The 13,968-nt window shown below is 69.2% G+C and carries 15 protein-coding genes and 1 pseudogene; 13 read left to right on the forward strand and 3 right to left on the reverse strand.

Annotation, left to right across the window (positions count from 1 at the left end):
• Window positions 1-152: 152 nt before the first annotated feature.
• Window positions 153-461: pseudogene (locus P0W64_RS22535) on the reverse strand (type II toxin-antitoxin system VapB family antitoxin); the annotation flags it as partial.
• A 67-nt stretch (window positions 462-528) separates the two neighbouring features.
• Between P0W64_RS22535 and hrcA the strand changes: the two are divergent.
• From hrcA to P0W64_RS10585, 13 genes are all read left to right on the forward strand, one after another.
• On the forward strand, window positions 529-1,563 hold the full coding sequence (gene hrcA / locus P0W64_RS10525; RefSeq protein ID WP_275480051.1) for a heat-inducible transcriptional repressor HrcA: 1,035 nt from the start codon (window positions 529-531) through the stop codon (window positions 1,561-1,563).
• A 115-nt stretch (window positions 1,564-1,678) separates the two neighbouring features.
• Complete coding sequence (gene dnaJ, locus P0W64_RS10530; RefSeq protein WP_275480052.1) at window positions 1,679-2,839, forward strand: molecular chaperone DnaJ; 1,161 nt, start codon at window positions 1,679-1,681, stop codon at window positions 2,837-2,839.
• A gap of 4 nt (window positions 2,840-2,843) precedes the next feature.
• The gene (locus P0W64_RS10535) at window positions 2,844-3,593 is read left to right on the forward strand and encodes a 16S rRNA (uracil(1498)-N(3))-methyltransferase (RefSeq protein ID WP_275480053.1); all 750 of its coding nucleotides are present in this window, start codon (window positions 2,844-2,846) and stop codon (window positions 3,591-3,593) included.
• Window positions 3,594-3,603: 10 nt separating this feature from the next.
• The gene (locus P0W64_RS10540) at window positions 3,604-4,329 is read left to right on the forward strand and encodes a prolyl oligopeptidase family serine peptidase (RefSeq protein ID WP_275480054.1); all 726 of its coding nucleotides are present in this window, start codon (window positions 3,604-3,606) and stop codon (window positions 4,327-4,329) included.
• A 63-nt stretch (window positions 4,330-4,392) separates the two neighbouring features.
• The gene (locus P0W64_RS10545; protein ID WP_275480055.1) at window positions 4,393-5,403 is read left to right on the forward strand and encodes a PhoH family protein; all 1,011 of its coding nucleotides are present in this window, start codon (window positions 4,393-4,395) and stop codon (window positions 5,401-5,403) included.
• Window positions 5,400-5,939 carry an rRNA maturation RNase YbeY gene (gene ybeY / locus P0W64_RS10550; protein WP_275480056.1) on the forward strand — a complete coding sequence of 180 codons (540 nt, stop codon included), beginning with the start codon at window positions 5,400-5,402 and terminating at the stop codon, window positions 5,937-5,939. Before P0W64_RS10545 ends, ybeY begins: the two co-directional genes overlap by 4 nt.
• Before the next feature lie 7 nt (window positions 5,940-5,946).
• The gene (locus P0W64_RS10555) at window positions 5,947-7,299 is read left to right on the forward strand and encodes a hemolysin family protein (RefSeq protein ID WP_275480057.1); all 1,353 of its coding nucleotides are present in this window, start codon (window positions 5,947-5,949) and stop codon (window positions 7,297-7,299) included.
• On the forward strand, window positions 7,296-7,625 hold the full coding sequence (locus P0W64_RS10560) for a cytidine deaminase (RefSeq protein ID WP_275480058.1): 330 nt from the start codon (window positions 7,296-7,298) through the stop codon (window positions 7,623-7,625). Before P0W64_RS10555 ends, P0W64_RS10560 begins: the two co-directional genes overlap by 4 nt.
• On the forward strand, window positions 7,622-8,545 hold the full coding sequence (era, locus tag P0W64_RS10565; protein WP_275480059.1) for a GTPase Era: 924 nt from the start codon (window positions 7,622-7,624) through the stop codon (window positions 8,543-8,545). The genes P0W64_RS10560 and era overlap by 4 nt, the downstream gene beginning before the upstream one ends.
• 68 nt (window positions 8,546-8,613) lie before the next feature.
• Window positions 8,614-9,408, forward strand: a complete 795-nt coding sequence (gene recO / locus P0W64_RS10570; RefSeq protein WP_275480060.1) for a DNA repair protein RecO — start codon at window positions 8,614-8,616, stop codon at window positions 9,406-9,408.
• A gap of 31 nt (window positions 9,409-9,439) precedes the next feature.
• Window positions 9,440-10,231 carry an isoprenyl transferase gene (locus P0W64_RS10575; protein ID WP_275480061.1) on the forward strand — a complete coding sequence of 264 codons (792 nt, stop codon included), beginning with the start codon at window positions 9,440-9,442 and terminating at the stop codon, window positions 10,229-10,231.
• Entirely contained in the window at window positions 10,228-10,632 is a 405-nt protein-coding gene (locus tag P0W64_RS10580; protein ID WP_275480062.1) for a hypothetical protein, read from the forward strand. The genes P0W64_RS10575 and P0W64_RS10580 overlap by 4 nt, the downstream gene beginning before the upstream one ends.
• Before the next feature lie 64 nt (window positions 10,633-10,696).
• On the forward strand, window positions 10,697-11,134 hold the full coding sequence (locus P0W64_RS10585; RefSeq protein ID WP_275480063.1) for a hypothetical protein: 438 nt from the start codon (window positions 10,697-10,699) through the stop codon (window positions 11,132-11,134).
• A gap of 46 nt (window positions 11,135-11,180) precedes the next feature.
• Here P0W64_RS10585 and P0W64_RS10590 read toward each other — a convergent pair whose 3' ends face one another.
• Both P0W64_RS10590 and P0W64_RS10595 read right to left on the reverse strand, forming a co-directional pair.
• The gene (locus P0W64_RS10590; protein ID WP_275480064.1) at window positions 11,181-12,266 is read right to left on the reverse strand and encodes a beta-eliminating lyase-related protein; all 1,086 of its coding nucleotides are present in this window, start codon (window positions 12,264-12,266) and stop codon (window positions 11,181-11,183) included.
• Window positions 12,263-13,666, reverse strand: a complete 1,404-nt coding sequence (locus P0W64_RS10595; protein WP_275480065.1) for a DUF6421 family protein — start codon at window positions 13,664-13,666, stop codon at window positions 12,263-12,265. The genes P0W64_RS10590 and P0W64_RS10595 overlap by 4 nt, the downstream gene beginning before the upstream one ends.
• Window positions 13,667-13,968: the final 302 nt, after the last annotated feature.

The following is a 13,968-nucleotide window of genomic DNA, read 5'->3' on the forward strand; positions in this document are numbered from 1 at the left end:
GCCGGTCCGGAAGTCATCGCTCCCGATGTGGGCCCCGCGGGCGTGCGTCCGGACCTGGGGCCGAGCGGCACAGGTCCCGCGGGGATCGGCCCGGAAGGCGGAACGGAGAGAGTCGCGAGGGGTGATCGCGGCGGGGCCTCGCCGGGCCCGGGAGCGGGCGGCAGCGGCGTGTCGTATTCGTACACACGGCAGTGCAGGATGGTCCGGTTACGCAGTGCGGAGCGGACGGCGCGGTGCAGTCCGTCCTCGAGGTACATGTCGCCACGCCACGACACGGCGTGCGGGAACAGGTCTCCGAAGAACGTCGAGTCCTCGGACAGCAGCCGATCGAGCGCCAGGACAGTGGTCGTCGTGACCAGCTCGGACAGCCGCACCTGCCGCGGCGGGATGCGCGACCAGTCTCGCGGGCTGAGGCCGTGCTCCGGGTACGGCTTGCCGTCCAACACGCCCTTGAAGATCACCCGCCGACTCTAACCCGCGTAAGCTGGACGTTCGAGTAGAGCGCGGATATGGAGGTGGACAGCCACGATGTCGAGCACCGACGACCGCCGCTTCGAGGTGCTTCGCGCGATCGTCGCGGATTACGTCGCGACCCATGAGCCGGTGGGTTCGAAGGCCCTCGTGGACCGGCATCGGCTGGGCGTCTCATCGGCCACCGTGCGCAACGACATGGCGGTCCTGGAGGCCGAGGGCTACATCGCCCAGCCGCATACGAGCTCCGGCCGCATTCCCACGGACAAGGGGTACCGGCAGTTCGTCGACCGCATCGCGGCGGTGAAGCCCCTGTCGGCCGCGGAGCGCCGGGCGATCGTCCAGTTCCTCGACTCGGGTGTCGACCTCGACGACGTCCTGCAACGTTCGGTCCGCCTGCTGGCGCAGCTCACCCGCCAGGTCGCGGTGATCCAGTACCCGGTCCTCACGTCGGCACGCATCCGCCACCTCGAGGTCGTCGCTCTCGCCCCCCTGCGGCTGCTGCTGGTCCTGATCGTGGACAACGGGCGCGTGGAGCAGCGGCTCATCGAGCTGGGTGGGGCGCTGTCCGACGACGAGGTGTCGCGCCTACGAGACCTGTTCTCCGCGGCGGTCAACGGGCAGCGCATCCCGGATGCGTCGGTCGCGGTCGCGGACCTCGCACCGTTGGCGCCTGCGGACCTACGCGACGCAGTGATCAGGTGCTCGACGGTCCTGGTGGAGACGTTGGTAGAGCGGCAGGACGACCGCCTCGTCCTCGGCGGCACCGCCAACCTCACCCGCAACGCCGCCGACTTCGAGGGATTCTCCGGGTCGCTGCGCAGCGTACTGGAGACCCTGGAGGAGCAGGTCGTGGTGCTCAAGCTGCTCGCATCGACGCAGGATCCGGGCACGGTATCCGTCGCGATCGGATCCGAGACACAGGAGGAGAACCTGCGCGGCGCATCGGTCGTCTCGACCGGATACGGCACCGCGGGAGCGGTGTTCGGAGGCGTCGGGGTGCTGGGGCCGACGCGCATGGACTACCCCGGGACCATCGCCGCCGTCGCGGCCGTGGCGCGCTACGTGGGCGAGGTGCTCGGCGGCCGCTGAGGGCACGGATTTCGGGTACGCCCGGATCGCGCGCCATAATGGGCTATTGGAGATCCGCCCGGGTATTCGGCCGGGCGGAGAATTTGTACGCAGACTTGAAGGATGAGCGTTCATCGTGGCTCGTGACTACTACCGGATCCTCGGGGTCGACTCCAAGGCGACCGACCAGGAGATCAAGCGCGCGTACCGCAAGCTGGCGCGTGAGCTGCACCCCGACATCAACCCGGACGAGGCGGCACAGGAGCGGTTCCGCGACGTGTCCGACGCGTACGAGGTGCTGAGCGACCCGGATAAGCGCCGCGTCGTCGACATGGGCGGGGATCCGCTCGACAGCTCGCCCGGCGGCTTCGGCGGGGGGTTCGGCGGCGGCGCCGGCTTCTCGGGCGGCCTGGGCGACGTGTTCGAGGCGTTCTTCGGCGGCGCGGCGGGCGGCGGCGGCCGGGGCCCGCGCGGCCGCGTGCGCCCAGGCAACGACGCGCTGATCCGTATGCAACTCGACCTCGAAGAGTGTGCCTCGGGGGTCAGCAAGGAGATCACCGTCGATACCGCCGTGCTCTGCGATCTCTGCCACGGTTCGGGCACCAACGGAGATTCCAAGCCGGAGACGTGCGCCACCTGCCGCGGTGCAGGCGAGGTGCAGTCGGTACAGCGTTCGTTCCTGGGTCAGGTCATGACCTCCCGCCCGTGCCCCACGTGCGGCGGCGTGGGCGAGGTCATCCCGGACCCGTGCACCCGGTGCGGCGGCGACGGTCGTGTCCAGAAGCGCCGGACCATGACTGTCAAGATCCCGGCGGGCGTCGGCGACGGTATGCGTGTCCGCCTGTCGGGCCAGGGCGAGGTCGGTCCCGGCGGCGGCCCGGCGGGCGACCTGTACGTCGAGGTCGCCGAGCGGGAGCACGAGGTCCTCGTCCGGGACGGCACCACGCTGCACGTCACCGTCGAGGTCCCGATGTTCGATGCCGCGCTCGGCGGCTCGGTCTCGGTCCCCACCGTGCTCGACGGCGAACTGGACGTCGAGATCCCCGCGGGCACGCAGCCCGCTGACACCAAGACGGTGCGCGGTCACGGTATGCCGCAGGTCAACACCGGTGTCCGGGGCAACCTCGTCGTCCACTTCGACGTGCGCGTGCCCAACAAGCTGGACAGGAAGCAGACGGAGAAGCTGCGCGCGTTCAAGGCGCTGTTCCCCGAGGCGGAGCCGACGGTGGCACGGCGTGGTTCCGATCACCACGAGAGCGTCTTCTCCCGGCTGCGTAACAGCTTCGTCGGCCGGTAGGCGCGTGGCGGCGACGGTCTTCCTGGCGCCGGACGTGCCGGAGCCCGGCGCCACCTACGTCCTGGGCGGCGATGAGGGCCGGCATGCGGCGGCCGTTCGGCGAATGCGCGTCGGCGAGCGACTCGTGCTCTCCGATGGTGCGGGGCGGATGGCCGCCTGCGCGGTGACGGCGACGACGAAGCAGGACGTCACCGTCGTCTGCGAGCGTGCCTGGGACGTACCGCGGCCCCGTCCGTGGGTGACCGTCGTGCAGGCGATCCCGAAGTCGGACCGCGCCGAACTGGCCGTGGAACTCGCGACGGAGGCAGGCGCGGACGCCATCGTTCCGTGGCAGGCCGCGCGCTGCATTGCCAGATGGGATGGCAAGGCGGACAAGGCCGTAGCGCGATGGCGCGCGGTCGCAAGATCGGCGGCCAAGCAGGCGCGCAGAGCATGGGTTCCCGAGGTGTACGGCCTGCACTCCACAGCGGGCCTTCTCGCGCTACTCACCAGTATGCATGCGAAAGTGGTTGTCCTTCACGAGGGTTCGAACCTCTCACTGAGAGATGGTGACTTCGCAGTAGCTTCCGACGTGGTTATCGTTGTGGGGCCGGAGGGCGGAATCAGCCCCGAGGAGCTAGACGCCCTGGTCGCGATCGGTGCGCAGCCCGCGTTGCTGGGGCCCACAGTATTGCGGACCTCGACCGCGGCAGCGGTCGCCCTGGGCGCCCTGGGTGTCTTGACGCATAGGTGGGAGGGGTCGCCCCCTTCTTGAGGAGGAGCACATGCCGCGACGGATGTTCTACGGCAACGAGGACTCGCAGCACGGGCACTGGTACCCGGGCGACGCGGACAAGCCCGTCGTGACGCTCGTCCACGGCGGCTACTGGCGGAACCTCTACACGATGTCCATGGAGACGGCGGTCGCCAAGGACCTCAACCAGCGCGGCTATCCGGTGTGGAACATCGAGTACCGGCGCGTCGGCGAGCCGGGTGTGCGGTGGCCGATCCTGGGCGAGGACGTACTCGCGGCGATCGACTACGCCGACGCCAAGCTCGCGAAGGCGGGCCAGATCGTGGTGTCGCACAGCGCCGGCTCGACGCTCGGTGTGTGGGCCGCCGCGCAGCGCGAGAACCTACTCGGTGCGGTCTCTCGAGCCGGTGTCCTCGACCTGATCGAGCGCGGCGACGGCGACCAGTCGATGAGACTCCTCTTCGATCTCGCGCCGAACGCCAACCTGCGCCTGGTCAAGCGCACCTTCGCCGAGGCCAGCCCGGTGGGGCGGATGCCGTTCAAGACCCCGGTACGGGTGCTGCACGGGCGCAAGGACGAGACGGTGCCATGGCAGCTCGCCCAGTGGTTCTGCGACAACGCGCAGAAGAACCACATGGACGTGACCATGCAGATCATCGAGAACGAGGGGCACGACGACTTCCTGGAGCCGACGTCGAGATCGCATGCGGCCACGGTCGCGGCTATCGACGAGCTTTCCACTCGCACGTCGGACTAAACTGGGCGTCGACAACCTGCGGCCGCCGGCCGCGGCACGGCGAGCGAAGGATCCGACCACCCCTTGAGTGAACCCGAACAGGCCCGTTCCACCCTCGAGATCCCGATCGAGTTGAGTTTCGCTCTTCTGGGAGCTGCGGACGCCAATCTCCGCGCCCTCGAAGCGGCCCTGGACGCGGACATCCATGCCCGTGGCAACGTACTCACGCTGTCCGGTCCGCCGGCGGATGTCGCGCTCGCCGAACGTGTGGTCGCCGAGCTTCTCGCCGCCGTGCGCAGCGGCGTCTCCGTGAGTCCGGAGGAGGTCCGGCGCTCCGTCGCGATGATGACCGACGGTTCGGGGGAGTCCCCCGCGGACGTCCTCACGCTGGATATCATCTCGCGACGTGGGAAGACGGTGCGGCCCAAGACCGTCAACCAGAAGAAGTACGTCGATGCGATCGACGAGCACACCATCGTGTTCGGCGTGGGGCCGGCCGGCACCGGCAAGACGTACCTCGCGATGGCCAAGGCCGTACAGGCGCTGCAGACGAAGCAGGTCAGCCGCATCATTCTCACGCGCCCCGCGGTGGAGGCGGGGGAGCGGCTGGGCTTCCTGCCCGGCACCCTGAGCGACAAGATCGACCCGTACCTGCGTCCGCTGCACGACGCGCTGCACGACATGATGGATCCCGAGGCGATCCCGAAGCTCATGGCAGCCGGCGTGATCGAGGTCGCGCCGCTCGCGTACATGCGCGGCAGGAGCCTCAATGATGCCTTCATCATCCTCGACGAGGCCCAGAACACCACCGCCGAGCAGATGAAGATGTTCCTCACCAGGCTCGGCTTCGGCTCCAAGATCGTGGTCACGGGCGACATGTCGCAGGTCGACCTACCCGGCGGCGCGACCAGCGGGCTGCGAGCCGCCACCGGCATCCTGGGCGGCATCGACGACATCCACGTCGCCGAGCTGACCAGTGTCGATGTCGTCCGGCACCGCCTGGTCGCCGAGATCGTCGACGCGTACGCCGAGTTCGAGGCCCGGCTCAGTCGCAACCGGCCGCATCCGCTCTCCGACCGACGAGGCCGCCGATGAGTATCGAGTTCGCCAACGAGTCCGGCATGGATATCGACGAGGCGCAGCTCGTCGCCGTGGCGGCGTTCGCCATCGACGCGATGGACGTGCACCCGGCGGCCGAGTTGAACATGCTCGCCGTCGACCTCGACACGATGGCCGACCTGCACGTGAAGTGGATGGACCTGCCCGGTCCGACCGACGTGATGAGCTTCCCGATGGACGAACTGACGCCCGGCGGGCGCCCGGATGCCGTCGACCCCGGCCCTGCGACGCTCGGCGACATCGTGTTGTGCCCGCAGTTCGCGGCGGATCAGGCCGAGTCCGCCGGTCATGCGACGGAGCACGAGCTCAACGTCCTCACCGTGCACGGCGTGCTGCACCTCCTCGGATTCGATCACGCCGAACCCGACGAGGAGCGCGAGATGTTCGCATTGCAGGACCGCATCGTCGCCGACTTCTACGCGACCCGCCAGGACAGGGCCCGTAAGCAGCGGATGGCCGCGCGGGACGAGAAGTTGCTCGGCCGCACGGGTTTCCTGGGACGGCGGGACTGACGCGCCGGTGAGCTCCACACTCCTCGGCCCCGTGCTGGCGATCGCGGCCGTGCTGTTCCTCGTCCTGTTCGGCGGTCTGTTCGCGGCGGTCGACGCCGCCCTCGTCACCGTCTCGATCGCGCGAGTCGACGACCTGGTCGAGCAGGGACGCCCGGGCGCGAAGCGCCTGCGCCGCCTGCTCGTGAACCGGCCGCTGTTCGTCAACCTCGCGGTTCTCCTGCGCACGTTCTGCGAGATCGTCGCAACCGTGGCGGTGTTCGCGGGTCTCGAGCCGCACCTGCCGATGCCCGCGACCGTCGCGGTCACTGCAGCGGCGATGATCGTCATCAGCTACGTGTTCATCGGCGTCGGCCCACGCACTCTGGGGCGGCAGCACGCGTACACCCTGGGCTGTGCGACGGCGCTTCTGATGCAGGGCGTCTCGGTGCTGATGGGGCCCGTCACGCGGCTGCTCATCCTGCTCGGCAATGCCGTGACGCCGGGGCGCGGATTCCGCAACGGCCCGTTCGCGTCCGAGGTCGAGCTGCGCGAGCTGGTCGACCTGGCGCAGGGCACGGGCGTCGTCGACGCGGGCGAGCGCCGCATGATCCAGTCCGTGTTCGAGCTCGGCGATACCGCTGCGCGTGAGGTCATGGTGCCGCGCCCGGAGATGGTGTGGATCGAGGCCGACAAGTCCGTGCGGCAGGCGATCCGGCTCGCTGTCCGGTCCGGACACTCTCGTATGCCCGTGATCGGGGAGAACGCTGACGACGTCGTCGGTGTCGTGTACCTGAAGGACCTCGTGGCACTGCCCGAGTCCGCGGAGGTCGGGACGATCACGGTCGGCAGCATGGCGCGGCAGGCGCGCTTCGTCCCCGACTCCAAACCCGTCGACGCGCTTCTGCGGGACATGCAGCGCACCAACAACCACATGGCCGTCCTGGTCAACGAGTACGGCTCGATCGCGGGGCTGGTCACCATCGAGGATGTGCTCGAGGAGATCGTGGGAGAGATCACCGACGAGTACGACGCCGGTGAGATCGCACCGGTCGAGGATATCGGCGACGGCGACTACCGCGTTTCCGCGCGCCTCGACCTGGGCGACCTGGGTGAGCTGTTCGGTCTCGAGATCGAGGAGGACGAGGTGGACACCGTCGGTGGGTTGCTGGGTCTGGCGCTCGGCCGCGTGCCGCTACCCGGTGCCGAGGTGACGACACACGGCCTGCACCTCACAGCCGAGGGCGGCACCGACCGCCGGGGGCGGATGCGCATCAGTACGGTGGTCGTGCGGCGCGAGGCCGAGCCCGGCGACGAGGACCCGGCATCGGTGGCCGACCGCGAGGCCACGGCCACGGCCCGGCAGGAGGAGGAGTCCAGATGAGTGTGGAGCTGTCCGACGAGGACGCCAAGCTGGTGACGCTGGCGCGCGGTGCGATGGGTCGGGCGGGCACGGCGCACGGTGCCGCTGTGCGGGATCTCGACGGCCGCACCTACGCCGGTGCCCCCGTCGCTCTCGCAGCCCTGAAGCTGACGGGCCTGCAGGTGGCGGTGGCGACCGCGGTCGGGTCCGGCGCGGAGGGGTTCGAAGCGGCCGTCGTGGTGGGCGCCGACGGTGCCGCCGATCCGGGTGTCGATGCGGCCCGCGAGGTGAGCGCGGGCGTCGTCGTGCACCTGCTGGACCGGAGCGGCACGGAGTCGACCTCATGACCGAGTTCCGTTCGGGCTTCGTGTGTTTCGTCGGCCGCCCGAATACCGGGAAGTCGACGCTCACCAACGCGATGGTCGGCACGAAGGTGGCGATCACGAGTTCCCGCCCGCAGACCACGCGGTCGACTATTCGGGGCATGGTCAACCGCCCGGACCTGCAGCTCGTGCTCGTCGACACCCCCGGACTGCACCGCCCGCGGACCCTGCTGGGCCAGCGGCTCAACGATCTCGTGCGCGACACGTATTCCGAGGTCGACGTGATCTGTCTGACGATCCCCGCCGACGAGCGGATCGGCCCCGGTGACCGGTACATCCTCGAGCAGGTGCGGCACATGGCGCCCAAGACGCCGCTGCTCGGGGTCGTGACCAAGATCGACAAGGTCGGCAAGCAGCAGGTCGCCGAGCAACTGCTCGCGGTGTCCGAGTTCCTCGGGTCCGACGCCGACGTGATCCCCGTGTCTGCTCGGTCCGGCGCGCAGGTCGAGGACCTCGTCCAACTGCTCGGCAGCCGCATGCAGCCCGGCCCGGCGTTCTATCCCGACGACGAGATCACCGACACCGACGACGACACGATGATGGCCGAGCTCATCCGCGAGGCCGCGCTGGAGGGCGTGCGCGACGAGCTGCCGCACTCGCTCGCCGTCGTCATCGAAGAGGTCATCGAACGGGATCGGACGGACGCCCAGGAGAAGGCGGGCCGGCCGCCGACGCTCGAGGTGCATGCCCTGCTCTATGTGGAGCGGCCTTCGCAGAAGGCGATCGTCATCGGCAAGGGCGGCGGCCGTCTCAAGGAGGTCGGCACCAACGCACGCCAGGAGATCGAGAAGCTGTTGGGCCGCAAGATCTTCCTCTCCCTGCACGTCAAGGTCGCGAAGGACTGGCAGCGCGACCCCAAGCAACTCGGCCGCCTGGGGTTCTAGGCGACCGGCCCGACCTGTGCGGCGCGGCGGTGAGGCGGAGTGCCGGCGGAGTGGGAGAATAGATCCTCATGAGGTCGTACCGGGACAGCGCTGTCGTGCTGCGCCAACACAAGCTGGGCGAGGCCGACTACATCCTCACGCTGTTGACCCGCGAGAACGGCCTGGTCCGGGCGGTCGCGAAGGGTGTGCGCCGCACGCGGTCGAAGTTCGGCGCGAGTCTCGAGTTGTTCGCGCACGTCGACCTGCAGCTGTACCCGGGGCGCAATCTGGACACCATCACGCAGGTGCACTCCATCGCGGCGTACTCGGGTGACCTGGCTCGCGATTACGGGAAGTACACCACGGCCTGCGCGGTCATCGAGACCGCCGAGCGGCTGGCGGGCGAGGAGCGGGTGCCCGTGCCTGAGCTGCACCGGCTCACCGTCGGAGCACTGCGGGCGATCGCGTCCGGCGGCCGCGATCGCGAGCTGGTCCTGATCTCTTATCTACTGCGCGCGATGGACGTCGCCGGATGGGCCCCGTCGCTGACACTGTGCGCACGCTGCGGCGGCGAGGGTGTGCTCCGGGCGTTCCACGTCGCGGTCGGAGGGGCGGTGTGCGTGCACTGCCGCCCGCCTGGTGCGGCGGTCCCCGCGCCGGGGGTGCTGGACCTGATGACGGCGCTCGCCCGTGGTGACTGGGTGTTCGCAGAGACCACCACGAGCCGGGTGCGCGGGCAGGCGAGTGGCCTCGCTGCGGCCCACCTACAGTGGCACGTGGGACGGCAGCTGAGGTCGCTGCCGATGATCGAGCGGCACGCGCCGCACAGCGCGCTCCGCGAGCGCACGAGGGAGGTCGACGGTGCCGGGTCTGCGGCGGGGTAGGAGCACGGCGCCGGCGCCGGGAGCACAGCGAGTGGGACGAGGCGCCGCGGCCCAGCAGAAGACGATCCGCCCGCCCGATCCGCACCCGTCGGGTGCGACGCCTCCCGAGATCCCCGCCGAACTGGTGCCGAAGCACATCGCGCTGGTGATGGACGGCAACGGCCGCTGGGCGCAGGAGCGCGGGTTGCCACGGACCGCGGGGCACGAGCGTGGCGAGGCGGTGCTGATGGACACCGTATGCGGCTGCATAGAGATGGGCGTGAGTCACCTCTCGGCGTATGCCTTCTCGACGGAGAACTGGGCGCGGAGTCCCGAGGAGGTGCGCTTCCTCATGGGATTCAACCGCGACGTGATCCGCCGCCGCCGCGACGAGATGAACGAGATGGGTGTCCGTGTCCGCTGGGCCGGACGCCGACCGCGCCTGTGGCGCAGCGTGATCAAGGAGCTCGAGGTCGCCGAGGAATTGACCCGGGACAACACCGTCATGACCCTGACCATGTGTGTCAACTACGGGGGGCGCGCCGAGATCGCCGACGCCGCAAGGGAGATCGCGCGGCTCGCCGCTGCTGGACAGCTGGACCCCGAGAAGGTGAGCGAGAAGACGTTCGCGCGCTACCTCGATGAGCCCGACATGCCGGATGTCGACATGTTCCTGCGGCCGTCGGGGGAACTGCGCAGCTCCAACTTCCTGATCTGGCAGAGCGCCTACGCGGAGTTCGTCTTCCAGAAGACCCTCTTTCCGGACTTCGACCGCCGCGACCTGTGGGCCGCCTGCCTCGAATTCGCCCGGCGGGACCGCCGTTTCGGCGGGGTGAAGTCGTGACCGCGGGGGACGTGCTCGAGCAGCATCGCACGCGACTGGAGGATGCACTCGCTGCGACGATGACGGTGCGCCGCGACGCACAGTCGGCGGTGATGATCGAGTTCGGCGACACGCCGGGGTCTGTGCAGGCCTTCGAACTCGCACCCGGTCTCGAGGTGTACTCCCTGACCCAGGTGATCGCGTGGGACCTGCCGCTCACCGACGAACTGCGCGGCGACGTCGAGTCCTCGCGGGAGCGCGTGCAGTTCGGGACGCTCAAGCTGATCGAGCGCGACGTGTCGGCGGACCTGGTACTGCACTACTCCTTTCCCGCGGGCACGCTCGACGGCGAGCCGCTGCGCGAATTCGTATTGTTCGTCCTGGCACAGGGATTCGATGCACGCAACAGGTTGGTCGGCTGACCGGATTGCCGCATGAGGCTCCGCCCCTCTTGCCGCGACGGCGTTGCGGGCGTACCGTCGGCCCGTGACTAAGGTGACCCTAACCACGGTGCTTCCGCTCCCGGTCGAGCGTGCGCGGGAGCTCGCGTTGCGTCCCGCGACGATGCGCTTCGTCCTGGCTCCGGTCGTGGGCCTCGCCGAGGAGGTGGACGAACCGGAGGTCATCGAGGAGGGTACCGAGGCCTCGGCACGGATATCACTGTTCGGCATCCCGGCCTGGCGCCACACCATCCGCGTCGTGCGACTCGCGCCGGACGAGATCTACACCAACGAGCGGGGCGGCCCCGTGCACACCTGGAACCACCGCCTCACTTTCGCACCACTGCCGGGCGGGCGCTGTAAGTACACGGACGAGATCGAGATCGAGGACGGCGCGCGCGGCTGGCCGGTGCGGCTGTTCATCGAGCTGATGTTCCGGCATCGGCACCGCCGTTGGCAGCTGCTCGCCGCCGCTGCCGGTTGAGTCTCTGCTCGCGTGCTCGCCGGAGGCGCGGGCCCACGATCAGGGGTCAGGGGGTCTCGCGGGCGATCGCCTCGACGAAGGCGTCGACGTCCTCCTCCGTCGTGTCGAAACCGCACATCCAGCGGACCTCGCCGCGCGCAGCGTCCCAGTCGTAGAAGCGGAACGACCCCCTGAGGCGGTCGGCGACGCCGGGGGGTAGCGTCGCGAAGACCGCGTTCACGTCGGTCGCCTGGCTGAACGAGACGCCCGTGATGGACCCGTCCGCCTGCCGCTGCTCGATCCCGGCGCGTAGGCGTGCTGCCATGGCGTTGGCGTGAGCGGCGTTGCGCAGGAACAGGTCGCCTCCGTAGAGGGCGAGTAACTGCGCCGACACGAATCGCATCTTCGATGCCAGCTGCATGTTCGCCTTCCGCAGATACGTGAGTCCCTCGGAGGCTGCGGGGTCGAGGACCACTATCGCCTCGGCGGCCAGAGCACCGTTCTTCGTCCCGCCCAGGCTCAGCACGTCGACGCCCACGTCCCTGGTCATCGCTTGAAGTGAGACTCCAAGGGCTGCAGCCGCGTTCGCGATCCGGGCCCCGTCGACGTGGACACGCATGCCGAGTGCATGGGCGTGCGCGCAGACGGCGGCGAGCTCGTCGCGGGAGTAGACGGTGCCGACCTCCGTCGACTGCGCGAGGGAGATCGCGAGCGGCTGGGCCCGGTGCTGGTCGCCCCAGCCCCACGCCTGGCGGTCGATGAGTTCGGGTGTCAGCTTGCCGTCGGGGCAGGGGACGGTCAGCAGCTTGATCCCGCCGACGCGTTCCGGAGCGCCCTGCTCGTCGACGTTGATATGCGCCGATTCCGCGGCGACGACCGCGCCCCACCGCGGCAGCATCGACTGCAGCGCAGTGACGTTCGCTCCTGTGCCGTTGAAGACCGGGAACACGGACACCGGGCCCCCGAACCGGGCGGCGAGCACCTCGTTCAGGCGCGCTGTGTACGCGTCCTCGCCGTATGCGACCTCGTGGCCGCCGTTCGCAGTGGCGATCGCCGCCAGTACCTCGGGGTGCACGCCGGCGTAGTTGTCGGAGGCGAATCCGCGTAGCGCGGGATCGTGCAGTCCCGTGCCGAGATCGACGACCCTGGTCATGCGGCCGTCCCTCGGATACCTGCCGTGGACGCGATAACCGGTCGCATCCGGCGTTCGAGCGCCTCGTAGAACATCGACAGCGGGAACTCGTCGTCCAGCACGGCGTCGGTGAAGCCCCGCGGGGGCCCCGACAGCACTTCGTCCGGAAGGCCACGCGCCCAGCGCGATGCCGGGTGCGGCGTGAGAACCGATCGGAGCAGGTCGTACGCGTCGAGCCAGTGCGCCGCCTTGGGCCGGTCGATCGAGCGCCAGTAGAGCCCGTCGATCGCTTCGCCGAGCGCCGCCATCGCTCCAGGAACACCCGACCAGTCGAATCGCAGCGCGGTGTCGGTCCAATGCAGGACGCCGTGCTGGTGCAGCCACGCGAACACCAGCTGGCCACCGAGCGCGTCGTAGTTGCGCACGCGCGTCCCCGTGATGGCGAACCGGAAGATCCGGTCGAAGACCACGGCATACTGCACCATCCGCGCGTGCTCGACGGTCGCGAGATCGACCGCGTCCGGAACCGGCAACGCCGCGAGCCGACGGCGTACGGCCGCCGCCTCGCGGAACGCGGTGAGATCACATCGCAGCTCCTCCAGCGCGTAGAGGAAGTAGGGCATGCGCTGCCGGATCATGAACGGATCGAACGGCAGGTCCCCGCGCATGTGGGTGCGATCGTGGATGATGTCCCACATCGCGAAGGTCCGCTCGGTGAGCCCCTGATCGTCGAGCATCCGCGCCGCGGCATCGGGAAGTTCGAGCCTGGTGGATTCCGCTGCCGCCCGCACCACACGGCGGTACCGCGCCGCCTCCCGGTCCGAGAAGATCGCCCCCCAGGTCGCTGGCGGAGCGGCCGCCGCCGACACCGTCTCCGGGAACAGCACCGCCGAGTTGCTGTCGTAACCCGCCGTGAAGTCGATCAGCCGCAGGCTCACGAACTGAGGATTCGCGTAGGCCGCCGCCTCGAGCCGGGCCACGAAGTCCGGCCAGATCACCTCCACTATCAGTGCCTCCAGCCGCCTGTCCGGCGAACCGTTCTGCGTGTACATCGGGAATACGACGAGATGGCGCAGCCGGTCCACGCGCTGGTGCTGCGGCGCGAAAGCGGCGAGCGAGGCGGAGAAGTCCGGCACACCGAAGGCTTCCGCCGACCAGCGTTCGAGGTCGTCCACGAGGGCGGCGAGGTAGTCGTCGTCGTGGGGGAACGACGGTGTCAGGACCTGCACGGCACGCACCATGCGCCGGATCTGGGCGCGGGCGTCGGCGTGCTCCGCTGGGTCGGGGACCGAACCGTCGGGGGCCTGCCATGCCTGGATCGCCGTGGCAGCCTCCTTGATGTCCTGCCAGGCCCGCGAGTCCTCGACGACCTCGGGCTCGCCGATGACCGACTCGATGACGTGAACGTCGTGTGAGGACATGGGGAACCTCCTTGCCGAGGCTCGGGCCGCCGGCGCGACGGCGGGCGTTCCGGGGTATCCGTCCGGTCCGTCGAGGTTACGCCCGATCGATGCGGCTCGCCTGCGACGCCGGCGGCATGGCGCTCCGCAGCATGATTACGCGGCGCGTATTTACAGATCAACGAACAATGTCAAATTTCCTCTTGACACTTGGCATCAATCTGTCCAATACTGGTCTCATCAACGTGGCGCCTGTCACAAGCCGGCTAGCCGGTCAGCCCTCGGAAGACAAAGGAGTTCACCGTGAAGGGACTGCAGTACAT

Origin of the sequence: Tsukamurella sp. 8F, assembly GCF_029167375.1 — a bacterium.
GTDB lineage: Bacteria > Actinomycetota > Actinomycetes > Mycobacteriales > Mycobacteriaceae > Tsukamurella.